Source organism: Paenibacillus sp. FSL H8-0315 (assembly GCF_038005365.1).
GTDB classification, from domain to species: domain Bacteria; phylum Bacillota; class Bacilli; order Paenibacillales; family Paenibacillaceae; genus Paenibacillus_AQ; species Paenibacillus_AQ odorifer.
Window position 1 is genome coordinate 3,345,376 of record NZ_JBBOTA010000001.1, and the last position, 22,850, is coordinate 3,368,225.

23 protein-coding genes, 2 rRNA genes and 1 riboswitch are annotated in these 22,850 nt (G+C 45.5%); of the genes, 23 read left to right on the forward strand and 2 right to left on the reverse strand.

The genetic code is table 11. The features are described 5' to 3' along the window. Positions 1–145: 145 nt before the first annotated feature. The 3 genes from MHB56_RS14550 to MHB56_RS14560 all read left to right on the forward strand — a co-directional run bounded on the left by MHB56_RS14550 (position 146) and on the right by MHB56_RS14560 (position 3,989). A 23S ribosomal RNA gene (locus tag MHB56_RS14550) occupies positions 146–3,072 on the forward strand. A gap of 128 nt (positions 3,073–3,200) precedes the next feature. Next, positions 3,201–3,317 (forward strand): 5S ribosomal RNA (gene rrf, locus MHB56_RS14555). Between the two features lie 258 nt (positions 3,318–3,575). Continuing rightward, positions 3,576–3,989: a hypothetical protein gene (locus MHB56_RS14560; protein WP_036678856.1), complete on the forward strand. Its 414-nt coding sequence runs from the start codon at positions 3,576–3,578 to the stop codon at positions 3,987–3,989. Positions 3,990–4,052: 63 nt separating this feature from the next. Here the strand turns inward: MHB56_RS14560 and MHB56_RS14565 are convergent, their stop codons facing one another. Then, the gene (locus tag MHB56_RS14565; RefSeq protein ID WP_076130063.1) at positions 4,053–4,577 is read right to left on the reverse strand and encodes a hypothetical protein; all 525 of its coding nucleotides are present in this window, start codon (positions 4,575–4,577) and stop codon (positions 4,053–4,055) included. Positions 4,578–4,786: 209 nt separating this feature from the next. On the opposite strand from MHB56_RS14565, the gene MHB56_RS14570 reads away from it, so the two are divergent. From MHB56_RS14570 to rsmI, 10 genes are all read left to right on the forward strand, one after another. Beyond that, on the forward strand, positions 4,787–4,972 hold the full coding sequence (locus MHB56_RS14570) for a sigma factor G inhibitor Gin (protein ID WP_036678851.1): 186 nt from the start codon (positions 4,787–4,789) through the stop codon (positions 4,970–4,972). A 208-nt stretch (positions 4,973–5,180) separates the two neighbouring features. Then, positions 5,181–6,719, forward strand: a complete 1,539-nt coding sequence (locus MHB56_RS14575; RefSeq protein ID WP_341143705.1) for an aminotransferase class I/II-fold pyridoxal phosphate-dependent enzyme — start codon at positions 5,181–5,183, stop codon at positions 6,717–6,719. Further along, on the forward strand, positions 6,720–7,361 hold the full coding sequence (gene tmk, locus MHB56_RS14580; RefSeq protein WP_036678846.1) for a dTMP kinase: 642 nt from the start codon (positions 6,720–6,722) through the stop codon (positions 7,359–7,361). A 126-nt stretch (positions 7,362–7,487) separates the two neighbouring features. Then, the gene (locus MHB56_RS14585) at positions 7,488–7,817 is read left to right on the forward strand and encodes a cyclic-di-AMP receptor (protein ID WP_036678844.1); all 330 of its coding nucleotides are present in this window, start codon (positions 7,488–7,490) and stop codon (positions 7,815–7,817) included. Between the two features lie 51 nt (positions 7,818–7,868). After that, the gene (locus MHB56_RS14590) at positions 7,869–8,312 is read left to right on the forward strand and encodes a YaaR family protein (protein ID WP_036678842.1); all 444 of its coding nucleotides are present in this window, start codon (positions 7,869–7,871) and stop codon (positions 8,310–8,312) included. 17 nt (positions 8,313–8,329) lie between these two features. Beyond that, entirely contained in the window at positions 8,330–9,304 is a 975-nt protein-coding gene (holB, locus tag MHB56_RS14595) for a DNA polymerase III subunit delta' (protein ID WP_076099912.1), read from the forward strand. Between the two features lie 139 nt (positions 9,305–9,443). Further along, positions 9,444–10,244 carry a PSP1 domain-containing protein gene (locus tag MHB56_RS14600; protein ID WP_036678838.1) on the forward strand — a complete coding sequence of 267 codons (801 nt, stop codon included), beginning with the start codon at positions 9,444–9,446 and terminating at the stop codon, positions 10,242–10,244. A gap of 30 nt (positions 10,245–10,274) precedes the next feature. Next, a complete protein-coding gene (gene yabA, locus MHB56_RS14605; protein WP_036678835.1) occupies positions 10,275–10,640 on the forward strand; it encodes a DNA replication initiation control protein YabA in 366 nt (121 codons plus the stop codon). Between the two features lie 109 nt (positions 10,641–10,749). After that, positions 10,750–11,523: a tRNA1(Val) (adenine(37)-N6)-methyltransferase gene (locus MHB56_RS14610; RefSeq protein ID WP_312151189.1), complete on the forward strand. Its 774-nt coding sequence runs from the start codon at positions 10,750–10,752 to the stop codon at positions 11,521–11,523. Further along, positions 11,520–12,431: a 16S rRNA (cytidine(1402)-2'-O)-methyltransferase gene (gene rsmI, locus MHB56_RS14615; protein ID WP_036678832.1), complete on the forward strand. Its 912-nt coding sequence runs from the start codon at positions 11,520–11,522 to the stop codon at positions 12,429–12,431. Before MHB56_RS14610 ends, rsmI begins: the two co-directional genes overlap by 4 nt. A 423-nt stretch (positions 12,432–12,854) precedes the next feature. Here rsmI and MHB56_RS14620 read toward each other — a convergent pair whose 3' ends face one another. Then, positions 12,855–13,109, reverse strand: a complete 255-nt coding sequence (locus MHB56_RS14620; RefSeq protein ID WP_036678829.1) for an AbrB/MazE/SpoVT family DNA-binding domain-containing protein — start codon at positions 13,107–13,109, stop codon at positions 12,855–12,857. Between the two features lie 295 nt (positions 13,110–13,404). On the opposite strand from MHB56_RS14620, the gene MHB56_RS14625 reads away from it, so the two are divergent. The 10 genes from MHB56_RS14625 (at position 13,405) to purR (ending at position 22,837) form a co-directional block, all read left to right on the forward strand. Beyond that, on the forward strand, positions 13,405–14,688 hold the full coding sequence (locus MHB56_RS14625) for an HD domain-containing protein (protein WP_076218451.1): 1,284 nt from the start codon (positions 13,405–13,407) through the stop codon (positions 14,686–14,688). Positions 14,689–14,739: 51 nt separating this feature from the next. Then, a complete protein-coding gene (locus MHB56_RS14630; RefSeq protein ID WP_036678823.1) occupies positions 14,740–15,510 on the forward strand; it encodes a TatD family hydrolase in 771 nt (256 codons plus the stop codon). A gap of 198 nt (positions 15,511–15,708) precedes the next feature. Then, positions 15,709–15,938, forward strand: a riboswitch (cyclic di-AMP (ydaO/yuaA leader). Positions 15,939–16,223: 285 nt separating this feature from the next. Further along, positions 16,224–17,390 (forward strand): 3D domain-containing protein, encoded by a 1,167-nt coding sequence (locus tag MHB56_RS14635; RefSeq protein ID WP_076105834.1) that lies wholly within the window; start codon positions 16,224–16,226, stop codon positions 17,388–17,390. Positions 17,391–17,566: 176 nt separating this feature from the next. Beyond that, positions 17,567–18,118: a ribonuclease M5 gene (rnmV, locus tag MHB56_RS14640; protein WP_036678817.1), complete on the forward strand. Its 552-nt coding sequence runs from the start codon at positions 17,567–17,569 to the stop codon at positions 18,116–18,118. Then, positions 18,115–18,999, forward strand: coding sequence for a 16S rRNA (adenine(1518)-N(6)/adenine(1519)-N(6))-dimethyltransferase RsmA (gene rsmA, locus MHB56_RS14645; protein ID WP_036678815.1), 885 nt, complete (start codon positions 18,115–18,117; stop codon positions 18,997–18,999). The genes rnmV and rsmA overlap by 4 nt, the downstream gene beginning before the upstream one ends. A 165-nt stretch (positions 19,000–19,164) precedes the next feature. Beyond that, positions 19,165–20,067 (forward strand): sporulation peptidase YabG, encoded by a 903-nt coding sequence (yabG, locus tag MHB56_RS14650; protein ID WP_036678813.1) that lies wholly within the window; start codon positions 19,165–19,167, stop codon positions 20,065–20,067. Between the two features lie 276 nt (positions 20,068–20,343). Beyond that, the gene (gene veg, locus MHB56_RS14655; RefSeq protein WP_019914493.1) at positions 20,344–20,619 is read left to right on the forward strand and encodes a biofilm formation stimulator Veg; all 276 of its coding nucleotides are present in this window, start codon (positions 20,344–20,346) and stop codon (positions 20,617–20,619) included. A 143-nt stretch (positions 20,620–20,762) separates the two neighbouring features. Continuing rightward, positions 20,763–20,939: a small, acid-soluble spore protein, alpha/beta type gene (locus tag MHB56_RS14660; protein WP_036678812.1), complete on the forward strand. Its 177-nt coding sequence runs from the start codon at positions 20,763–20,765 to the stop codon at positions 20,937–20,939. A gap of 140 nt (positions 20,940–21,079) precedes the next feature. Continuing rightward, positions 21,080–21,934, forward strand: a complete 855-nt coding sequence (gene ispE / locus MHB56_RS14665) for a 4-(cytidine 5'-diphospho)-2-C-methyl-D-erythritol kinase (RefSeq protein ID WP_076138497.1) — start codon at positions 21,080–21,082, stop codon at positions 21,932–21,934. A gap of 75 nt (positions 21,935–22,009) precedes the next feature. Further along, the gene (gene purR / locus MHB56_RS14670) at positions 22,010–22,837 is read left to right on the forward strand and encodes a pur operon repressor (protein ID WP_036678807.1); all 828 of its coding nucleotides are present in this window, start codon (positions 22,010–22,012) and stop codon (positions 22,835–22,837) included. The last annotated feature ends 13 nt before the right edge of the window (positions 22,838–22,850 follow it).

The following is a 22,850-nucleotide window of genomic DNA, read 5'->3' on the forward strand; positions in this document are numbered from 1 at the left end:
AAGACTTGATCCTTGAAAACTGGATACCGAAACGAATTTGCGTTTTAGAACATCTTTTAGCAACTTGTGTAAACAAGTAAATGTTATTAGTGAGATGATTCCAAAGAGAATGTCATCGTATGATATTTTCCTGCGGAAAAATCAAGGTTAAGCTAATAAGAGCACACGGAGGATGCCTAGGCGCCAGGAGCCGACGAAGGACGTGGCGAACAACGAAACTGCCTCGGGGAGCTGTAAGCAAGCTTTGATCCGGGGGTGTCCGAATGGGGAAACCCAGCTGTGGTAATTCGCAGTTACTCATTTCTGAATACATAGGAAATGTAGAGGCAGACCAGGGGAACTGAAACATCTAAGTACCCTGAGGAAGAGAAAACAATAGTGATTCCGTCAGTAGCGGCGAGCGAACGCGGAACAGCCTAAACCTAAGAGCTTGCTCTTAGGGGTTGTGGGACGTCTCACATGGAGTTACAAAGGAATATGGTAGGCGAAGAGGTCTGGAAAGGCCCGCGATAGAGGTAAAAGCCCTGTAACCTAAACTGTATTCTCTCCGAGACGGATCCCGAGTAGTGCGGGGCACGTGAAACCCCGTATGAATCCAGCAGGACCATCTGCTAAGGCTAAATACTACCTGGCGACCGATAGTGAAACAGTACCGTGAGGGAAAGGTGAAAAGCACCCCGGAAGGGGAGTGAAATAGAACCTGAAACCGTGTGCTTACAAAAAGTCAGAGCCCTATTAATGGGTGATGGCGTGCCTTTTGTAGAATGAACCGGCGAGTTACGTTTAACATGCAAGGTTAAGCCGAGAAGGTGGAGCCGCAGCGAAAGCGAGTCTGAATAGGGCGAATTAGTATGTGGACGTAGACCCGAAACCGTGTGATCTACCCCTGTCCAGGGTGAAGGTGCGGTAACACGCACTGGAGGCCCGAACCCACGTACGTTGAAAAGTGCGGGGATGAGGTGGGGGTAGCGGAGAAATTCCAATCGAACTCGGAGATAGCTGGTTCTCCCCGAAATAGCTTTAGGGCTAGCCTCGGTATAAGAGTAGTGGAGGTAGAGCACTGATTGGGTGCGGGGTCCGCAAGGATTACCAAGCTCAGTCAAACTCCGAATGCCATATACTTATTGCCGGGAGTCAGACAGTGAGTGCTAAGATCCATTGTCAAAAGGGAAACAGCCCAGACCATCAGCTAAGGTCCCCAAGTGTGTGTTAAGTGGGAAAGGATGTGGAGTTGCACAGACAACCAGGATGTTGGCTTAGAAGCAGCCACCATTGAAAGAGTGCGTAATAGCTCACTGGTCGAGTGACTCTGCGCCGAAAATGTAACGGGGCTAAACACACCACCGAAGCTATGGCTAGATACGTATGTATCTGGGGTAGGGGAGCGTTGTGTAGGGGTTGAAGGTGTACTGAAAAGAGCGCTGGACACTACACAAGTGAGAATGCCGGTATGAGTAACGAAAAGATCAGTGAGAATCTGATCCGCCGAAAGCCCAAGGTTTCCTGAGGAAGGCTCGTCCGCTCAGGGTAAGTCGGGACCTAAGGCGAGGCCGAAAGGCGTAGTCGAAGGACAACAGTTTGAAATTACTGTACCACCGTAATCCGCTATGAGCGATGGGGTGACGCAGGAGGGTAGTGACGCGGACTGATGGATGTCCGTCTAAGCAGTGAGGCTGATGTGTAGGCAAATCCGCACATCATTAAGGCTGGGCTGTGATGGGGAGCGAAAATTATAGTAGCGAAGGTCATGATCTCACACTGCCAAGAAAAGCCTCTAGCCAGGAGAAGGTGCCCGTACCGCAAACCGACACAGGTAGGCGAGAAGAGAATTCTAAGGCGCGCGGAAGAACTCTCGTTAAGGAACTCGGCAAAATGACCCCGTAACTTCGGGAGAAGGGGTGCCCCGGTAGTGTGAATAGCACGAGGGGGCCGCAGTGAAAAGGCCCAAGCGACTGTTTAGCAAAAACACAGGTCTGTGCGAAGCCGCAAGGCGAAGTATACGGGCTGACGCCTGCCCGGTGCTGGAAGGTTAAGGGGAGTGGTTAGGGGTAACCCGAAGCTATGAACCGAAGCCCCAGTAAACGGCGGCCGTAACTATAACGGTCCTAAGGTAGCGAAATTCCTTGTCAGGTAAATTCTGACCCGCACGAATGGCGTAACGACTTGGGCGCTGTCTCAACGAGAGATCCGGTGAAATTTTAATACCTGTGAAGATGCAGGTTACCCGCGACAAGACGGAAAGACCCCATGGAGCTTTACTGCAGCTTGATATTGAATTTGGGTACGATCTGTACAGGATAGGTGGGAGCCGTAGAAATCGGAGCGCAAGCTTCGGTGGAGGCGCCGTTGGGATACCACCCTGATCGTATCTAGGTTCTAACCTAGTGCCCTTACCGGGTACGGGGACCGTGTCAGGCGGGCAGTTTGACTGGGGCGGTCGCCTCCTAAAGAGTAACGGAGGCGTTCCAAGGTTCCCTCAGAATGGTTGGAAATCATTCGCAGAGTGCAAAGGCATAAGGGAGCTTGACTGCGAGACCTACAAGTCGAGCAGGGACGAAAGTCGGACTTAGTGATCCGGTGGTACCGCATGGAAGGGCCATCGCTCAACGGATAAAAGCTACCCTGGGGATAACAGGCTTATCTCCCCCAAGAGTCCACATCGACGGGGAGGTTTGGCACCTCGATGTCGGCTCATCGCATCCTGGGGCTGAAGTAGGTCCCAAGGGTTGGGCTGTTCGCCCATTAAAGCGGTACGCGAGCTGGGTTCAGAACGTCGTGAGACAGTTCGGTCCCTATCTGTCGTGGGCGCAGGAAATTTGAGAGGAGCTGTCCTTAGTACGAGAGGACCGGGATGGACGTACCGCTGGTGCACCAGTTGTTCCGCCAGGAGCATGGCTGGGTAGCTACGTACGGACGGGATAAGCGCTGAAAGCATCTAAGCGTGAAGCCCCCCTCAAGATGAGATTTCCCAATTAGTAAGACCCCTTGAAGACGACGAGGTAGATAGGTTGGAGGTGGAAGTGCAGTAATGCATGGAGCTGACCAATACTAATCGGTCGAGGGCTTATCCTATACTTAGAATGCAAATTCGTTTCGGATTCAGTTTTCAGGCATCAAGCCTGTAACACGCTTAGAAATTCATTGTCACTTCTGGTGATGAACCGAATTTCACGCGGCAGCGTCTGTTTCACAGACGCATGTTTGGTGGCGATAGCGGAGGGGTTCCACGCGTACCCATCCCGAACACGACCGTTAAGCCCTCCAGCGCCGATGGTACTTGGACCGAAGGGTCCTGGGAGAGTAGGACGTTGCCAAGCACATTAAGCCATTGTTGATTTATCAGCAGTGGCTTTTTTGTTTTTTTTGGACAAGAGTGTTATTTGAAGGGGAGTACAACATCTGAAGGGGCTGTAATTGAGTGACATTTTTGTTACCGACGCTGAGGTCGATACAAGTATAATAGATAAGTGCAAATAATAAGCAACATCTCTAATACGAAGGAACTACTCATAAATTCTAACTTTGAATTTTCTTGTGTCTTTAGATGCATTGTGGAGGTAAGGAGGATTTAAGGCATGAAACAAACAAGAATTATTAAGATATTAATTTTTTCGTGTATAGTAGCTTTAATACTGGCAGGCTGCGGTACGAAAGCGCCCAGCTGGGATGCTTTTGAGGGTGCGCTAAACGAGAAGAATTTCCCTGTGCCCCAAGAGGCGTACTCACCAGACCAGACTACGACAAACGTTGCTATGGATTATGTGCGTTATTCTTTACCTGGATTAAAGGAGAAGAACGGCATCCCAGAGGAGTATATGGATACTATTAAGGCCTGGGGATGGGTTGAACAGGAAGAGGAGAATACCGATTCATCTGGTGTTTTTCAGAAGGATGGAGTAACGGTTCATTTAACAGTGCATGATGATTATTTTATAGTTATGATTCCTAAAGAAAAGAAGGCCTTAATTAAAGGTCTTAAGACAAAATAAATAATCGCCGTCCTTTATGGATGGCGATTATTTATTTATATGCGAACACAGGTTAACTGTACTCTATTGAGAGTAATAGGAGGCATCGGTTGGATTAAACTTCAGCATGCCTTCCTTGTTGCGTTGATTTATTTTGAACAGTGTATAGAGACGGGGCAATAAAAGCCACAAGTGGCAAATAATCAGGGATACTGTAAATGCCGGTGGTGACCAAAAAATAAAGAGAGCTGCGATACAAAGACCAATATAAAAATTATGTAACTGTACTTTACGGAAAATGCGGTAACTAATGTGTTGATCTGGCATGAAGCCAAGCCACGGGATTTTAAATGAGATGGACCATCTTTTTGAAATAGGATGCCCGGAGATTAGTAGTACTGAGCGTGAAATAACATATTGAACCCAGAACATAACCGGAGCAGCTATAATTAAGTAGAGAATACTCCACCAAGAAAGAAAGACTGTCTCGAGCACAAGGACCAAAAGAGGGAGCAAAATATAAACACGCAGCAGAGGTGCCGTTAGATTAATTTTTTTGATTAATTTATATTGATAGAATGTAGCAGCGCCTTTGGTGTTGGGTTCCATATAAAATAGACTAACCTCCTCACAGATTCATATGTTCTTAATATCGGCGAATGAAAGCATTTTATTAAACTATGGGCGAATATTCACCGATATAGGGGCAGCGGAATATATATAATACACGAAACGAAGGATATGAAAAAACTATGAAAAGGTTTAAAATGATAGAAGGTGTATCATACTGTTCTTAAAAGAGTCAAGGTGGGATGGTTATGGAACAGCAAACCGGGCAAGCTTGTATCATTTGTGGGCAGGAAAAAGAAGAAGGTATTGTGATTGTCTCGCATTTTATTTGTGAGGATTGTGAGGCAGAAATGATCCGTACCGAGGCAGAAGATGCTAAGTACCGTTTTTTTATTGGCCAGATGAAGAAGATCGGATTGCAAAAGAACGCTTAAGTAGAGTAACTCTGTTAATTGATGCGGATAAGAGAGCAGTCTGGATGAAAGATATAAGGGCTGCATTAGAGATATTCATATACGGCTTCCTCGTTGTTTAAGCGGGGGGAGCCGTTTTGCTGTTCAGTCAGATGCTTTTATGAGGAAACATAGGAGTTTCTGAATATTTACGTTAAAATAGAAGGAACCCTATGGGAAGGAATTTAATATGAATAAATTACAACGATGTAGGGCACCTGTATACGAAATGCTGGAGCAATATAGAATTGTGGGTAATATATCTTATCATGTGCCGGGACATAAAAATGGAGCGGCATATGACGGCGTAGAAGGCGCTGGGTTTCTAGATGAGGTCATGAAGTACGATGTTACGGAGATTACCGGCACGGATGATCTTCATCATCCTGAGGGAGTCATTAAGGAAGCACAGGAGCTGGCTGCTGATTGCTTTGGAGCAGAGGAGAGTTTTTTTCTAGTTGGCGGAAGTACGGCGGGTAACCTGGCGCTGATTCTAACGGCTTGCCCCGAGCCAGGAATGATTCTGATTCTTCAACGAAATGTGCATAAATCAGTGATTCATGGTCTTATGTTAGCTGGAGTGAGGGCTGTTTTCGTCGAACCGCTGATTGATCCACTCAGCGGCTTGGCAGTAGCGCCGGCGGCAGAAGCTGTTGAGGCTGCACTTGCAGCCTATCCTGAAGCCGCCGCTGTATTTGTCACCATGCCCAATTACTACGGCATGGGCAGTGACCTTGCGCCCCTCGCGCGTATTTGCCACGACAGCGGTGTACCGCTGCTTGTCGATGAAGCGCATGGGGCGCATTACGGGCAGCACCCGGCACTGCCTGCCGGGGCGCTTGCTTGTGGCGCGGACGGCGTAGTGCAGTCCACGCACAAGATGCTCACTGCGATGACCATGGGCGCTATGCTGCATGTTCAAGGGCAGCGGCTCGACCGCGCCCTGCTCTCGCAGCGGCTCGCCATGGTGCAGAGCTCCAGCCCATCATATCCTATGATGGCGTCGCTTGATCTTGCCCGGCGGCTGCTGCACAGCCGGGGCAGCGATGCTTTCACGGCGGGGCTGGCCGCCGTGGATGTCCTGCGGCGCGGCCTTGCCGAGCTGCCGCGCTATGGATTGGTGCAGCCGGCAGAGCCGCTGCACGACGGCACGCCGCTGCATAAGGCGGCGTACGAGACGCAGGACCCCTTCAAAGTCGTCATTTATGACGCCACCGGGGTCCTAGGCGGTTTCGAGCTGCAGCGCAGGCTCGAAGCTAAGGGCTGTGTGCCGGAGATGAGTGACGCCCGGCACGTAGTGCTGCTGTTCAGCCTCGGTTCGAAGGCCGAAGATGCAGCAAGGTTATTGCAGGCGCTGCGGGAAATAGATTCGGAGGTTACATCCGAATCACCGCACACCGCTGGCATTTTAGAATCTCAAAATATTTCCACGTGGAACAATTTGAATGTTTTACAAATCTCGCTACCCGTTCCCTTCTCTTTGAAGCCGGTGTCAGCCAATGAGGTAGAAAGTATTAATCTTGAACACAGCGTGGGGAGAGTAGCTGCAGAAATGGTAATTCCCTATCCACCAGGCATTCCATTATTATATCCGGGTGAGGTCATCACAGATCAGATACAGCAAAGACTGACTGGTTTAGCTTATGGAGGCGCGAAGTTCCAAGCTTGTGCTGATCCGGTCTTACAGCGTATTAAGGTATACAACATTCAGAAGGGCGGAGAAGTATAAGTGGGCAAAGAAGGTTTCTTCATAACATTAGAAGGGGGCGAAGGCTCCGGAAAAACAACGGTACTGGGCAGAGTAGCAGCATATTTGCAGAATCGGTCCATGCCCTATCGAATTACACGTGAACCTGGAGGCATAGAAATCGCCGAAAAAATTCGCTCTATTATTCTGGATCCTGCCCATACTGCAATGGATGCACGTACTGAGGCATTGCTGTACGCTGCATCAAGAAGCCAACATCTCGCTGAAGTAGTAGAGCCAGCTCTTAGAGAAGGGCTTACAGTCCTCTGTGACCGCTTTGTAGACAGCAGTCTCGTTTATCAAGGACATGCAAGAGGATTAGGTATGGAAGAGGTGTGGAGTATTAACCGTTTTGCTATTGGAAATCGCATGCCTGATCTAACCTTTTATCTGGATGTAGACCCTGAGATTGGATTATCACGGATTGCGGCCAATCAAGATCGCGAAGTCAATCGTCTGGATATGGAGAGTCTTGCCTTTCATCAGAAGGTTCGTGAAGGTTATCATTTATTAATTAAGGCGAATCCGGAGAGAATAGTAGTTCTTGATGCAAACCGCCCTATTCATCTGGTAGAACAAGATATCGTGAGAACTCTTGAAGAGAGAGTATTAAAGGGTTTTTAGGGTGTTTTGTCTAATATAATAAGAGAAGTGGCATATAACTAAGCGTTTGCTTATGAAGTGAGGTTACTACTAAGAACACATTAAGTAGTAATACTCCATAAAACTTTTTTGGGAGGGAATGCGAAGATGAAGTTGATCATTGCAATTATCCAGGATAAAGACAGTAACCGGTTATCCAGTGAGCTAGTAAAAGCCAATTTCCGTGCTACCAAACTCGCAAGTACAGGTGGATTTCTGCGGGCGGGAAATACGACATTTATGATTGGGGTAGAAGACAGTCAGATCGAAGCTGTATTGAACGTTATCCGTAACAGCTGTAAAGTGCGTGAACAACTAGTCACTCCAGTAACTCCGATGAGTGGCACGACGGATTCCTATTTACCGCTCCCTGTTGAAGTACAGGTCGGTGGCGCTACTGTATTCGTGCTTCCTGTAGATCGTTTCGAACATTATTAAGTATAATATAAATGAGCAAGTCATTTACAAAAAAGGGGCGGTAGATAACCTTTGAAGATCAATCCGGGATATAGGCCCTTAAAGAGTGAGCTTCCAAATGCAGAAGGGGCTAATAAGCCTGTTCAGCAGAAATCGTTCTCTGACGTTTTTCAGCAGCAAGGTGAACAGAAAACCAAAGATGAACTAAACCGCCAGATCAAAGAAATACAGTCACAAGGCGACCGTTTATCTAAGTCTATGACCATTCGTGAACTCACCATTTACCGGATGATGATCAAAAGGTTTCTGGAAGAAACCGCTCGTAGAGGCGTTATACTGAAAGAGACACGTGGATGGGATAGACGTGGGCGGGGTAAGCGTTACAAGCTGCTTGAGGAAATTGATGCGGCTTTGCTATCTATGGCAGATGATCTGCTGAATAGTGAGCAGGGCCGAATAGATCTGTTGGGACGTGTTGGAGAAATTCGCGGGTTGTTAATCAACCTTTCTTTTTAAAGTTTTGGGAGGAAATTATGCCTTTTCATGATATAGTAGGCCAGGAGCATGCTAAACGGCTACTCCAAAATGCCTTGCGCAAGGATGCTGTGAGCCATGCTTATTTATTTACAGGACCAGCAGGCAGTGGACAAATGAAGACGGCGCTGATGTTTGCCCAAGCAATTTTTTGCACGGAAAGCAAGGATGACGCCTGTGGCGAATGTCTAGAGTGCCGAAAGGTTGAGCATGGAAACCATCCTGATTTGTCATTGTTGCAGCCCGACGGTGCAAGCATAAAAATAGATCAGATCCGTGAGCTGCAGCGTGTCTTTTCCTATCGATCTGAGGGTGTGAATCCAAAGGTTTATATTATAGATGGGGCAGACAAAATGACGGTACAAGCTGCCAATAGTTTGTTGAAGTTTCTGGAAGAACCGCCAGCTCCGGCAGTAGGAATCCTAATATCTGATAATAGTCGTTCTTTATTGCCGACGATTCAGTCACGGACTCAGCGGATCCCATTTAGTCCGTTAAATCCGGATATTATGCTTCAAGCGCTAGCAAGTGAGGGTGTGCCGATCCCCTTAGCTCGATGTGCAGTATCACTTAGTTCGGGACTTGATGGTTGCAGGGAACTTTTGGAACAGAATTGGTTTGCAGAAATGAGAAATCTAGTGTTACAATTAGCTAAGGAGTCCTTAAGCAAGGGCAGCTCCACGGTAGCAACTGCCGGGCAGAAGCTGTTCAAGACTGGGCTCGCTGAACATTTGGATATCCTTTTCAGCATGTTCCATCTATGGTTTAAAGATATGCTCTACTTCCTGTACCGCAAGCACGAAAGTATCGTTTTTATAGATCAGTTAGACTTTATTTCCAGGCATGCCCGTGGGCGCAGTGCGGAACAATGGGTGGCTTATATGGGATATGCTGCAGAGAGTACTAAGAAGCTGCGTTCCAATGCCAATGCCCAGTTGTGTCTGGAGCAGTTCTTAATCCGACTGGAAAGTTAAAGGATTAGCAATGATATATCCTCCGGATGTCGCTTTACCTGGAAGTATCGTTTTAACAGACGAGGAAGGACAAGCATGGATCATCAGGGAGCGGACATGCCCATAGGTTCCTTTTACCGGCAAACAAGGGGGTTAATTTTTGTACAGCGTAGTAGGTGTCCGTTTTAAAAAAGCGGGTAAAATATATTATTTTGATCCACTTGATTTTCCGATTGAACGAGATCAATGTGTTATTGTTGAGACAGCACGTGGGGTGGAATACGGTAAGGTTGTCGTAGGCAAAAAAGAGGTGGAGGAGTCCGATGTTGTACTACCCCTCAAAAAAGTGATGCGTATTGCCGGAGAAACCGACGCACGCGTTGTTGAGGAGAACAAAAGCGCCGCTAAGGAGGCTTTTACCACCTGTTTAAATAAAATACGCGACCACGGTCTCAAAATGAAGCTCGTAGATGTAGAGTTTACTTTTGACCGTAATAAGATTATATTTTACTTTACGGCTGAAGGACGCGTTGACTTTAGAGAATTGGTTAAGGATCTGGCAAGTATTTTTCGGACCCGCATTGAGCTTCGGCAAATTGGGGTACGTGATGAAGCTAAGATGCTAGGTGGACTTGGACCTTGTGGACGAGTGCTTTGCTGCTCCTCTTGGTTAGGGGATTTTGAACCCGTATCCATAAAAATGGCCAAGGATCAGAACCTTTCACTTAATCCGACCAAGATTTCCGGACTTTGTGGACGTCTGATGTGTTGTTTGAAATTTGAGCATGACAATTATGAGAGTGTAAAGGAAGAAATGCCAGCGGTCGGCAAGATTGTCGTGACCTCATTGGGGGATGGCAAAGTAGTAGGGATCAATGCCGGAAACCGTACGGTTCATGTACAGTTGTTTGAAGTGGGCAAAGTTAAGGAACTTCCAATGGATGATGTTGTCGTCAAGTAAACCATATAAGGTTACTTTCGGGGTGGAAACTTGGAGAAGAAAAATATATTTGCACACATGCAGGATATGGAAGCGCAGATGGAAACGATGCGCGCCAATCTTGGAGAATGGAAACAGACGGTAAAAGAACTGATGGAAGCTAACCAGAGGTTAACTCTGGAGAATGAACAGCTTCGCAAAATTTTAAAGCGGGATGCACCTTTGGATCCTACCGTAGATTCTGCGGAGGCGGAAGCTCTTTTAGCTACCGGAGAGGGAACAGAAGAGGTTGTCGGGGAAGGTTATGACAACTTGGCTCGACTTTACCACGAAGGCTTTCACATCTGTAATGTTTATTTTGGACATTTACGCACGGAAGGTGACTGTCTGTTCTGTCTTTCTTTTCTTAATAAATGAGGATATCCAGCCGTAGGAGATTAATCCTACGGTTTTTTTTGAATTTTAGCCAATAGGCATATGCATTTGAAGCAAGTTTTTCTCATCAAAACCTTTAGGAGATTATTACATGACGAATTCTTTTAATGATATATCTGTCCCCTTGTTACCGACGGAGCGGGTGGATGATTTACTAACACATGACCTGCGCATTATTCAAAGTGATGAAGTATTTAGCTTTTCTATGGATGCTGTATTGCTTGCTCGTTTCGCCAGTGTTCCGCCACGTGGAAGAGTTCTAGATCTTTGTACGGGAAATGGTGTAATACCGATTTTAATGACTACCCGGACAAAAGCTTCTATAGAAGGTATTGAAATACAACCTCGTTTAGCTGATATGGCTCGTCGTAGCGTGACTCTAAATGGCCTTCAGGATCAGGTTGTAATTCATGAAGGTGATTTGCGCGAGTTATATACTACCGCAGGACATGGTGTGTATGATGCAATAACGGTGAACCCTCCTTATATGCCGCTTAATGGCAGTGATCTGAAGCTGAACAACCATCAAGCTATGGCTCGCCATGAGATAGGCTGTACACTGGAGGAGGTCATTCAGGCTTGTGTGCGATTGGTTCGGACGGGCGGAAAGGTAAGTATGGTTCATAAACCACAACGGTTGGTTGATATTATCAGTCTTATGAGACAATATAGACTCGAGCCAAAGATTATTCGGTTTGTACATCCACGTGCCCACCTGGAGGCAAATATGGTATTAATCGAAGCCGCACGTGATGGAAAGCCTGAGGTTCGTTTACAACCACCGCTCATCGTATATAATGAGGACAATCAATACTGTCCAGAGATTATGGACATCTACTATGGTGCTAAAGAGGGTAAATCATGACGATATCATGCCAAAGCAGTTTTCAAAACAAGACTAATACCAGTACTCAGGAGACAACAGGGTCGCTTTTTCTGGTGGCTACACCTATCGGTAATCTGGAGGATATGACCTATCGTGCAGTCCGTACATTGCAGGAATGTGATATTATTGCCGCGGAAGATACGAGACAGACCCGAAAATTACTCAGCCACTTTGAGATTTCACCTTCGATGTTGTTTAGTTATCATGAGCATAATAAGGCCGCCAGTGGACCTGAGCTTGTACGCTATATAATAGAAGGAAAAAATTTGGCACTCGTCAGCGATGCCGGTTTACCAGCGATTTCTGACCCTGGAGCGGATCTTGTAGCCCTTGCAATAAGTCATGGAATTCCGGTGATTCCTATCCCTGGAGCTAACGCAGCGTTGTCAGCTTTGATCGCTTCTGGTCTATCTACGAATACGTTCACCTTTATCGGCTTTCTTCCCCGAGAGCGTAAGGACATCCGAGCAGTATTAAGTCCACTTCGTTCGGCTCAAGGCACTTTGTTGTTCTACGAATCTCCCCATCGCGTAGTTAAGACACTTGCTCATCTTCAAGAAGCATTCGGTAATCGCCAGATTGTGTTGGCACGTGAATTAACGAAAAGATATGAGGAGTTTCTACGCGGTTCGATTGAGGAATGTACACTATGGCTGGCTGAACATCCTCCGCTAGGCGAATATGTTATTGTCGTAGAAGGGGAGAGCAAGGAAGATGCAGAAATCGCAGAATCGGCGTGGTGGCGTCAGTTAAGCATTGAAGATCATGTAGCTCATTACGAAGCACAGGATGTACCACGGAAAGAGGCTATGAAAAAAGCGGCATCAGACCGGGGTGTAGCCAAACGGGATATTTATAATGCGTTGCTTGATAGAGCAGAAGAGTAAGTGTTGTAGACGAATTCTTAGAATAACTAAGGATTGTCGGAAACGGACTGCCCGAGCTTGAATGATTTATCTGCGGGTTAAATGTATTTTGTACAGTTATTTTTGAATTTTTTTATGTATTTGTTCGTTTAGTTGTACTTCATACAGTTATAAAGGTGGAAAGGATTGATTTCACGGAGATATAGGAAATATAAGTGTACAAAATACAATTAATTTGTTTAATGGTAAAAAGCAATTAAAATAACTGTAAGAAATACAACTAAGTATTACTAGTTCCGTCTTGAAGCACATTGCCCTTAGGGAGGGGATAACCAGGAGGGCAAACCCAGACATAAAAAATACCTCCCGCGGTCACGGGAGGTCAAGGAGATATGAAAAGGTTAGAATTAACAATTTGATTAGTTCTATTATATACTATTTAATTTAGTTTGTCACAGGGGTAGGGATGGAAGATATGCATTCATGACAAACTATTTTTCCTTTAAAGTAAGTTACGTTCTCAGCGTTGCCACAGAAAATGCAGGCAGGCTCATACTTTTTAAGCATAATCCGTTCGCCATCAACGTAAATTTCCAGTGCGTCCTTTTCGCCAATGCCAAGTGTACGGCGTAATTCAATAGGAATAACAACCCGTCCAAGTTCGTCTACTTTTCTTACAATTCCTGTTGATTTCATCATAACAATCGTTACTCCTCTCAATGTTCCAAAAACGTCATTATTCGACATTGTTCACTGTTTTATGATACTTATAATACCAACGATTCCCAAATCAGTCAACCTTTTTTCATAGGCTGAATAAGAAAATTTCCATAAGAACTTTGAATGTCCCTATAAAAATTAAGAATTACCCTGAAAGCATTTTGTCGATTTACCAAGACCAAAAATGATACTTTTCGACAAAGTACGACATAATTACTTATTATATACTGATATTAGTTAAAATCATATTAAATTATTAGAAGGAGTTGATCTCATGAAGCAGCCGCTCACGGAAGAAAAAGTTTTCAAGGATCCCGTTCATAATTATATTCACGTACAGGATACGATTATTTGGCGACTAATTAATACAAAAGAATTTCAGCGTTTACGCCGGATTCGCCAGTTAGGTACCTCATATCTCACTTTTCATGGTGCAGAGCATAGTCGTTTTTCTCATTCTTTAGGAGTATATGAAATTACACGCAGAATCATTTCGCAATTTGAGCGCAGCGGGTATAAGGATTGGATTCCAGAAGAAAGTTTGCTTACTTTGTGTGCGGCTTTGCTGCATGATTTAGGGCATGGCCCATTTTCACATTCTATAGAAGAAGCTTTTGAAATGAACCATGAGGATTGGACCTGCCGGATTATTTTGGAGGACACGGAGATTACCGAAATATTGCGTGATGTGGAGGAAGATTTTCCTCGTAAAGTAGCTTCAGTTATCTCTAAGACTTATGAGCATGAAATTGTTGTCAATTTGGTTTCCAGTCCACTGGATGCTGATCGTATGGATTATTTACTGCGTGATGCGTACTATACAGGTGTAAACTATGGAACCATCGACATTGATCGGATTTTGAGAATGCTTCGTCCTTATAATGGGCGGATTGTAGTAAAAGAATCAGGTATGCATGCCATTGAAGATTATTTAATGTCGCGTTATCAAATGTACTGGCAGGTATATTTTCATCCGGTGACGCGCAGTTCTGAAATTATTTTGCGTCAAATCTTCCGTAGAGCTAAAGAATTGTTCCAAGAGGAGTACAAATTTCGCTTTATGATCGCTCCGCTAGAAGATCTCTTTCGAGGAGAAGTAACAGTGAAACAATATTTAATGCTTGATGAGGCACTGGTACAGACTGCTTTTATGCAATGGACACTTGAAGAAGATGAGTTATTAAGCGACTTGTGCACCCGTTTTATTCATCGTAAACTGTATAAATATGTAGAGATCGAGAATTTGGATACAGATATGATTACGGAAATCCGCAGCAGTTTTGCGGGAGCGGGACTTAACCCAGAATATGACTTAGAGATTGATTATCCGACAGATTTGCCTTATGATGTGTTCCGTCCAGGAGCAGCCTTCGACAATAATCAAATTTTACTGCTTGATCGCAATGAGCAATTGCGGGAAATTTCAGAGGTATCGGATATTGTGCGCTCAATAAGCGGAATTCATCGTGGCAGATATCACCTATATTTCCCACAGGATAAGCTGAAAAAAGCCCTTACACGGTTGCCCTCTTCTGTAGCAGAGATTTTTGCAAAATAATACAAATATTTATGGAACTATTGATAAAAACAACAAGGAGTGAGCTTTAAAATGTATCTGTTCGACACACATACACATTTAGATGCGCCTCAATTCGACGAGGATCGCGAGGAAGTTATAGCTCGTGCAGTAGAGGCCGGAGTTAGCAAGATGATCAATATTGGATTTAATCGGGAAACGATCCCTTCAACGATGAAGCTGGCTGAATCTTATGATTATATTTATGCAGCGGTGGGCTGGCATCCACAGGATGCGATTGATATGAAAGAGGGGGACCTCGATTGGATCGCCTCTCTTTGCAGCCATGAGAAAGTGGTGGCCATCGGAGAGATTGGGTTGGATTATTATTGGGATACCTCTCCCAAGGATGTGCAGCAGGAGGTCTTCCGCAAACAAATTGGACTAGCCCGTGAACTAAAAATGCCAATCTGTATACATGACCGTGATGCCCATGAAGATGTCGTACGGATTTTACGGGAGGAAAAAGCAAATGAAATTGGTGGCGTAATGCATTCTTTCTCAGGCAGCTGGGAAACCGCAAAAATGTGTCTAGATCTAGGATTTCATTTGTCATTTGGAGGACCGATCACGTTCAAAAATGCCAGAGTGCCTAAAGAGGTGCTTGCACAGACGCCATTGGACAGATTATTGATCGAAACAGACGCTCCATATTTGACTCCACACCCCTTCCGAGGCAAGCGAAATGAGAGTGCTCATGTGAAGTTAGTAGCAGAGGCTGCGGCTGAAATTAAAGGGTTAACATGGGAAGAATTGGCTAAAATTACGTATGCGAACGCACTGGAACGATTTGGGATTGTCTGAAAACAGGAGTAAAACGGGTGAAAAATAGAGAATGGCCGATATATTAAACTTTTTTAATATAAAAACGGCTGATTATTACAATATTTTAACCATATATTTGCGTAAACGTGGTTGAATCGTCCTTTACAACATGCATCAAAACAGGATATCATCTTTTCAGTGATGTGAGCTGTTGTTATTGTGACAGCCATTGATTCATGGATCGTCTCGCTGAGTCTCCGTATGGAGAACGGGGGAACCAATATTGAACTGCCGCATGCCTGTATCTTGAATACGACTAGGAATTGCCGCAGAACAATATTTGATTTCTTCACGTGGTCTTTGGGGTGAATTTAAGGGCAACCGCCGTGAGCGGGTGACCTGAAATAGGGCGTCTCTCTTTCGTCCGAACCCGACAGCTAACCCCGTAAGCGCAAGTAAGAGAGGCAACCTCGTGCACAAACATTCCCGCGTATTCTGACATCGGAGAAGCCACGAAAGAGTCCTCAAGAGAACTCTTTTTAGGCTTCTTTATTTTTGAATAAACTGAATGTTGCCCGCATACTGTTATATAACAGGTGTAGGAGTAGCTGTGCCGAGCAGGCGATCCATGAGCAGGAGACGCTAAGTTAATACGTGCGTATCCTGTGACAATCTCAAATAGTTTCGTCAAAGAAATTCAGTCCTCATGATATACAAATTGACGACGAGGCTATGTAAGGAGGATGGAGAGAATGGGCTTATTCCAACCAGAGGTATCCCATGATTCGCAGTCATCCAGCAGGTCTTTCGCATTACGGTGGGAGCAAGTAAATACTCGCGTACTTTTACTTGCAGGTGTGATTTCAATCGCAATCGCGCTGTTAATTCTGCTGTACGTACACGGTCAAAGTAATAAACAATTAGTTTTAGTAATAGACGGGCAAACACAGACACTTGAAACGCGAGAAGCACTTCTTGGTGATGTGTTGGAGAAAGAGCAAATTTCGCTGCAGCCGCATGATGAATTATCTTTAGGTCTGAGTGATGAAATAAAAGACGGTGACCGTGTCGTTATCAATCGTGCGCAGAAATTTAGCCTTACTGCGGACGGAGCAACAAAAACGTTATATACGACCGAAGACACTATCGGTCAAGCGATTGACAAACTGGGTATCAACCTAGAAGGCTATGATAAGATTTTTCCTTCGTTAGACACCACCATCTCTGCTGACATGGAGATTAAGATCGTTCGTATCAACAAGCAAACGGTACAGCGAACAACTAACTTACCTTTCCGTGTTATTAAGACAGCAGATCCCTCCCTTACTGTGGGAACAGTTAGAGTGGCACAGGCAGGCAAACCAGGCGTCATGGTTCAGCATATTGAAAAGATCTATCAAGACGGAGAACTGGCCTCTATGCGCATGATCGGCAAGGAAGTACAAACGGTAACAAAAGATAAGATCATTGCCGTTGGTACTAAAGCACTTCCTAAGCCTACTGTAGTTGCTAAAGCTACAACAACTTCCAAATCAAGCACTACCTCCAAAACGACTAAAGTTAGCGCTAAGACTAAGAACGTCACAAGCAAGGCTGGCGTAGACTTTGAGTACAAGAAGATGATTAAGAACGTCTCCATGACAGCTTATTCGTCAGAAGAGCCAGGGATAGGTACTAAAACTGCCTCCGGAACACGCGTAACGGAAGGTCGTACAATTGCAGTAGATCCGAATGTAATTCCTATTGGCTGGTGGGTTTATATCGATGGGCTTGGATTCCGCCGTGCAGAGGATACTGGCGGTGCCATTAAAGGCAATAAAGTGGATGTCTATTATGATTCCCTGAGCCATGCTCGTAATTTCGGCCGTAAATCACGTACCGTTTATGTGATTGGACCTGTGAAACCAGAGCTTAACTAGAACTGAAGCTTTTGCAAAAAATCCTTTGATAAGCTATAGTGATGATAACCGTTAAGGAACGCTGGATGATCATTTCGTTGATCGCAGAGCAACCGCTCATCACTTATACATTCTTTAACCAAAAGAAGAGGAGCGAATCCTCTTCTTTTTGCTTTTTTTGGAAGGAGTCAAGAAATATGATTAAGGAATTAATCGTCGTTGAAGGCAAAAGCGATACCGTAGCCATTAAGCGTGCTGTAGAAGCGGATACCATTGAGACAGGCGGCTCTGCTGTAAACCGGACTGTAATTGCTAAGATCGCGCTTGCTATGGAACGTAGAGGGGTTATTATTCTTACGGACCCGGACCATGCTGGGGAGCGAATTCGTAAAATCGTTTCAGCGAAGGTGCCGGGCTGTAAGCATGCTTTTATTCCAGAGAAGGACGCAACTCGAAAAGGGGATATCGGTGTAGAGAATGCATCGCCAGAGGCGATTCGTCATGCGCTGCGCAATGTACATACCTCTTTTGAAGGAGCACCTGCTTTGATTGGTATTGATGATCTTATGGCCGCTGGAATGCTTGTACACCCTCGGGCTGCTGAAAGACGTATGGCACTTGGTAATTTGCTTGGAATCGGATATTGTAACGGCAAACAGCTGTACAAGCGGCTGGCGATGTTTGGGATTACGCGGGAGGAATTTGCCGGGGCTCTCGCCCAAATTGATCAGGGAGGCATTACTTCATGAGTGGTAGAGAGGAAATTTCGACTCCAAAACGGACCAAAGAGATTATTCAACGTTATGGATTCAAGTTCAAGAAAAGCCTGGGACAGAATTTTTTGATTGATCAAAATATTTTGGACAAGATTGTAGACGCTGCTGGACTAGATAGCGATTCTGGGGCGCTGGAGATCGGGCCGGGAATTGGAGCGCTGACGGAGCGTCTGGCACTAACAGCGGGTGCTGTAACTGCCGTAGAGATTGACCGTAGACTGATTCCAATATTAAAAGACGTACTTTCCCCCTATCCCCATGTTAAGGTTCGTAACGATGATGTCCTCAATGTGAACTTGCAGGAAATGTTCAAGGAAGATTTCACCACTGTGAACAAGGTCAGTGTGGTTGCTAACCTGCCTTATTATGTGACTACTCCGATTCTGATGAAGCTGCTCGAAGAGAAGCTTCCCCTTGATAACATCGTTGTAATGATTCAGAAGGAGGTTGCGGAGCGTATGGCTGCATCTCCAGGTGGAAAGGAATACGGAAGTCTTAGCATTGCCGTGCAGTACTACAGCGAGCCTGAGCTCGTCTGTATCGTGCCACGTACGGTATTCATCCCTCAACCTAATGTGGAGTCTGCTGTTATCCGTCTGAAGGTTAGAGAGCATCCTCCGGTAAAGGTGGAGAGTGAGAAGCATTTCTTTGAAGTGGTTCACGCTTCTTTCACACAGCGCCGCAAGACGATTGCTAACAATCTGAAGGCTCGCTACTTCCCTGAACAAGGACGTGAGCAGCTGGAGGCTTTACTCGCAGAAGCGGGTATTGAACCGACCCGTCGCGGAGAAACACTCAGTCTTGAAGAATACGCCCGCTTAAGCGGTGTTTTGCTAGCCGCTGGAATTGAATAAGCAATAGGAAACGGTTGTTGTCTTAAGGACGACAACCGTTTCTCGTAGAAATTATAAGGATGTTATTCTGGTGGAGCATTATACATTCTTATATTTTAAAAATATGTTGAGTTATGAACCAACTGAGGCCTTTGCCCATACGATGGGGTAGAGGTGGTGGTTGTAATGAATTTAGGAGACTTGGTCGTTCGCAAATCTTATGGCGGTGATTTAACATTTCGTGTAGATAATATAGTGCAGGATAGAGCCGTCATTAAAGGCACAGATTTCCGCCTGTTGGCGGATTCTCCTCTGGATGACCTGGTTCAAGTGCCTCCTACCCGAATAACGGAACGGGGACAGCAAGCACAGATCAAAGCGAAGGAATCACTGACACAGCTACGGAAGGACCGTCAGGAGCAAAGTCAGCGGAGCGGGGGAACCCTAACAGAGGGGACATGGGCTCCACCGTCCAAGGAAGCTCCTTATTTTGAAGTGCCAGGTAAAGTACTGCATCTGGATGGCGATCCGGCATATTTGAATAAGAGCCTTAGCTTATACGAGCAGCTGCGGATTCCCGCTGAAGGGCATCATGTTCATGAATCTGCAATGGCTGATACGTTATACCGGCTGTTGCCCCGTGTACGCCCAGATATTGTAGTGATCACTGGTCATGATGGGGTACTGAAGCAACAGCATACTTACGATCTGTATAGTCTGAATAGCTATAAAAATTCGCAAAACTTTATAGCTGCTATTAGGGTAGCTAGGGAGTATGAGCGGAATTTTGATGCGTTGACTATTGTTGCCGGTGCTTGTCAATCTCATTTCGAGGCCTTACTTGGAGCTGGAGCTAATTTTGCCAGTTCACCTGGTCGAATTTTGATTCATGCTCTGGATCCGGTGTATGTGGCAGCAAAATCATCCTTTACTTCCATCAGAGATACTGTAAATCTTAGCGATGTTCTGAATAATACCATCAGCGGCAATCAGGGTATTGGTGGTGTTGAGACCCGTGGCAGCTTCCGCATCGGAATGCCGCGACTGCAGAATCTGTCGGCGCTAAAAGTGACACCATCAGCCATTTAAGCGGCAGAGATAGGTCTATGGTGTCAGGAATATAGGTAATTTGAATCGGCTGAATAGAATATCCGAAAGAAAGGGTGAGCGCTGAGCTTAACCCTTTCTTTTTTTCTTTGTAATGCCTATATTACAGATAACAAGGATATTAGTCCGGCGCTGATTTCTCGCAAAAAAATTCCGTTGACAACGAAATATGCATCAACTATAATTAATTATTTATTTGCTTTGACATTGTTCTGAAAAAGTTGTATAATGGACAAGAAAAGAGGTGGTCGTCAGGTAATGGCTAATAACGCGCTGTTGGAAATCAAACGCAGTCTTGAAGCTCACGTCGGTCATAAGATCACATTGCGTGCAAACGGAGGTCGTCGTAAAACCGTTGAACGCACAGGTGTCCTGGAAGAAACGTACCCTTCTGTATTTATTGTCAAACTGGATCAGGAGCAGCAAACTTTTAAGCGAGTCTCCTATAGCTATGCCGATATACTTACTGAATCTGTGGAAATCACAGTTTGTGAAGACGATGGGCAGATGCGGATTATGTATATTAAAGCTTAATGTTTCACGAACAGTCTCCCTTGGAGGCTGTTTTTTGTTTGCGTTTTTTGGGACAAATATTTGGTGCATGATCCGTGTGCTAAGCAAGCATACTAATTGGGCAACGGGTTAATTATTTATTTTCATAAGGGAGGAATTCCGTAATGAGCCGCAGAAAACGAGGCATGATGTCGGAGGAACTGAAGACAGAGTTAGCCAAGGAGCTGGGTTTTTATGAAACCGTGGAACGTGAGGGCTGGGGTGGAATTACAACTCAAGACGCTGGCAACATGGTGAAAAAAGCGATACAGCTTGCTGAACAGGCTGCGCGGAAATCTTAAATTTTAGGCTATAAAGTGAATATTACTGAAAAAGGGTGCGTCTAAATGGCGACACCCTTTTATTATTGGACTTCATTAGAAGTTTCTCATATAATATGTTAAGTTGTTTTTACGGGAAAAGCTGAAGGTGGGTGAACGCCTTGAAAATGTATGAAAAGGCACCAGCTAAAATTAATTTGATGCTGGATGTGCTGCACAAACGTGCTGACGGTTTTCATGAGGTGGAAATGATTATGACCATGGTAGATTTAGCAGACCGCTTAGAGCTGTCTGAGCTGCCAAGGGATACTATTATAATATCAAGTCAGGCTGGTTATATTCCCCTGGATGAGAAAAATTTAGCTTTCCAGGCGGCAAGGCTTATTAAAGACCGTTATAACGTGAAGAGTGGGGTACATATCCATCTGGATAAAAGAATTCCGGTTGCGGCTGGCCTGGCTGGCGGCAGCAGTGATGCCGCAGCTACGCTACGCGGTCTAAACCGTCTGTGGCGTCTGGGTATTCCTGCGCAGGAGCTACAGGAGCTTGGCGCTGAGTTGGGTTCTGATGTACCTTTCTGCGTCACAGGCGGCACAGCCTTGGCTACAGGACGAGGCGAAAAGCTGACACCAATCAATAACCCGCCACAATGCTGGGTTGTGTTGGCAAAACCACCGATCAATGTATCGACTGCAGAAGTGTATGGACGCGTTCGGAGCAATAATATAGCGGTTCATCCTTCTGCTCGAAAGATGCAGCAAGCGATAGAAGCTGGAGACTTTGGGGGCGTGTGCAACCATCTGGGCAACGTGCTTGAGGATGTTACCTTAAAGCTGCATCCAGAGGTTCAGCAGCTCAAGGAAGCGATGATAAAGCTTGGAGCAGATGGCGTACTGATGTCAGGCAGCGGACCTACCGTATTCGGGTTAGTGTCCAAGCAGTCTAAAGTAGCAAGGATTTACAACGGACTGCGAGGGTTCTGCAAGGAAGTCTACGCAGTGAGATCACTGAATTAGTCTGCTTCTCTTGTGTAAACCCGTACAAAAGTGATATATTTTTCTAAAATATTCGGTTTTGGCGAGGAGCATTCCGTGAAGAAATTAAAAAGAAGCCAACGTTTGGTAGACATGACTCAGTTTTTACTTGAGCGGCCGCATGAACTACTGCCGCTGTCTATATTTGCCGATCGCTATGGAGCGGCTAAGTCCTCCATTAGTGAAGATTTGGCAATCATAAAAGAAGTATTTGAAGGTGAAGGCATCGGAGAGCTGCAGACTTTAGCTGGTGCAGCGGGTGGAGTACGTTATATCCCGGTTATGCCTAAAGATATGGCGCTTACCTTTGTGCAGCGCTTATGTGTGCAGCTAGAGCAGACTGACCGGATATTGCCTGGCGGTTATTTGTATATGTCGGATCTACTTGGGTTGCCGTCTTTGATGGAACAGGCGGGTAAGATCATCGCAACGGCCTTTTACGGATCGGAAATCGATGTGGTGATGACCGTTGAAACGAAAGGCATTCCACTAGCCTATGCAACAGCAGCACAGCTAGGCTTGCCGGTAGTGCTTGTGCGACGTGACCATCAGGTTACAGAGGGATCAGCAGTAAGTATTAACTACGTATCAGGATCTCATAAAAGCATACACACAATGTCTCTCTCCAGACGTGCACTCAAGGAGAAATCGCGAGTACTTATCGTAGATGACTTCATGAAGGCGGGAGGGACTGTACGTGGTATGGTCGATCTGCTCGGTGAATTTAATGCCGAGGTTGCTGGGGTAGGCGTTTTAGTGGAATCAGGCGCTGTAGAGACGGAAGAGCGTCTGTTGCACGATTACGTGTCCTTGGTAAAACTAAGTGAAGTAGACTCGAAAGAGCGGAGAATTTCGGCGCATCCGGGCAACTACTTTTCCTCTTGATTAGCCATTCTCT

Bases quoted from the DNA above. Each gene is read 5' to 3' on its own strand.
- rsmI (WP_036678832.1), top strand. From the start codon at position 11,520: ATGACGATATCATGCCAAAGCAGTTTTCAAAACAAGACTAATACCAGT.
- MHB56_RS14585 (WP_036678844.1), top strand. From the start codon at position 7,488: ATGAAGTTGATCATTGCAATTATCCAGGATAAAGACAGTAACCGGTTA.
- MHB56_RS14660 (WP_036678812.1), top strand. From the start codon at position 20,763: ATGAGCCGCAGAAAACGAGGCATGATGTCGGAGGAACTGAAGACAGAG.
- veg (WP_019914493.1), top strand. From the start codon at position 20,344: ATGGCTAATAACGCGCTGTTGGAAATCAAACGCAGTCTTGAAGCTCAC.
- rsmA (WP_036678815.1), top strand. From the start codon at position 18,115: ATGAGTGGTAGAGAGGAAATTTCGACTCCAAAACGGACCAAAGAGATT.
- MHB56_RS14620 (WP_036678829.1), bottom strand. From the start codon at position 13,109: ATGATGAAATCAACAGGAATTGTAAGAAAAGTAGACGAACTTGGACGG.
- MHB56_RS14570 (WP_036678851.1), top strand. From the start codon at position 4,787: ATGGAACAGCAAACCGGGCAAGCTTGTATCATTTGTGGGCAGGAAAAA.
- holB (WP_076099912.1), top strand. From the start codon at position 8,330: ATGCCTTTTCATGATATAGTAGGCCAGGAGCATGCTAAACGGCTACTC.
- MHB56_RS14575 (WP_341143705.1), top strand. From the start codon at position 5,181: ATGAATAAATTACAACGATGTAGGGCACCTGTATACGAAATGCTGGAG.
- MHB56_RS14565 (WP_076130063.1), bottom strand. From the start codon at position 4,577: ATGGAACCCAACACCAAAGGCGCTGCTACATTCTATCAATATAAATTA.
- MHB56_RS14635 (WP_076105834.1), top strand. From the start codon at position 16,224: ATGGGCTTATTCCAACCAGAGGTATCCCATGATTCGCAGTCATCCAGC.
- MHB56_RS14560 (WP_036678856.1), top strand. From the start codon at position 3,576: ATGAAACAAACAAGAATTATTAAGATATTAATTTTTTCGTGTATAGTA.
- MHB56_RS14625 (WP_076218451.1), top strand. From the start codon at position 13,405: ATGAAGCAGCCGCTCACGGAAGAAAAAGTTTTCAAGGATCCCGTTCAT.
- MHB56_RS14610 (WP_312151189.1), top strand. From the start codon at position 10,750: ATGACGAATTCTTTTAATGATATATCTGTCCCCTTGTTACCGACGGAG.
- rnmV (WP_036678817.1), top strand. From the start codon at position 17,567: ATGATTAAGGAATTAATCGTCGTTGAAGGCAAAAGCGATACCGTAGCC.
- MHB56_RS14630 (WP_036678823.1), top strand. From the start codon at position 14,740: ATGTATCTGTTCGACACACATACACATTTAGATGCGCCTCAATTCGAC.
- yabG (WP_036678813.1), top strand. From the start codon at position 19,165: ATGAATTTAGGAGACTTGGTCGTTCGCAAATCTTATGGCGGTGATTTA.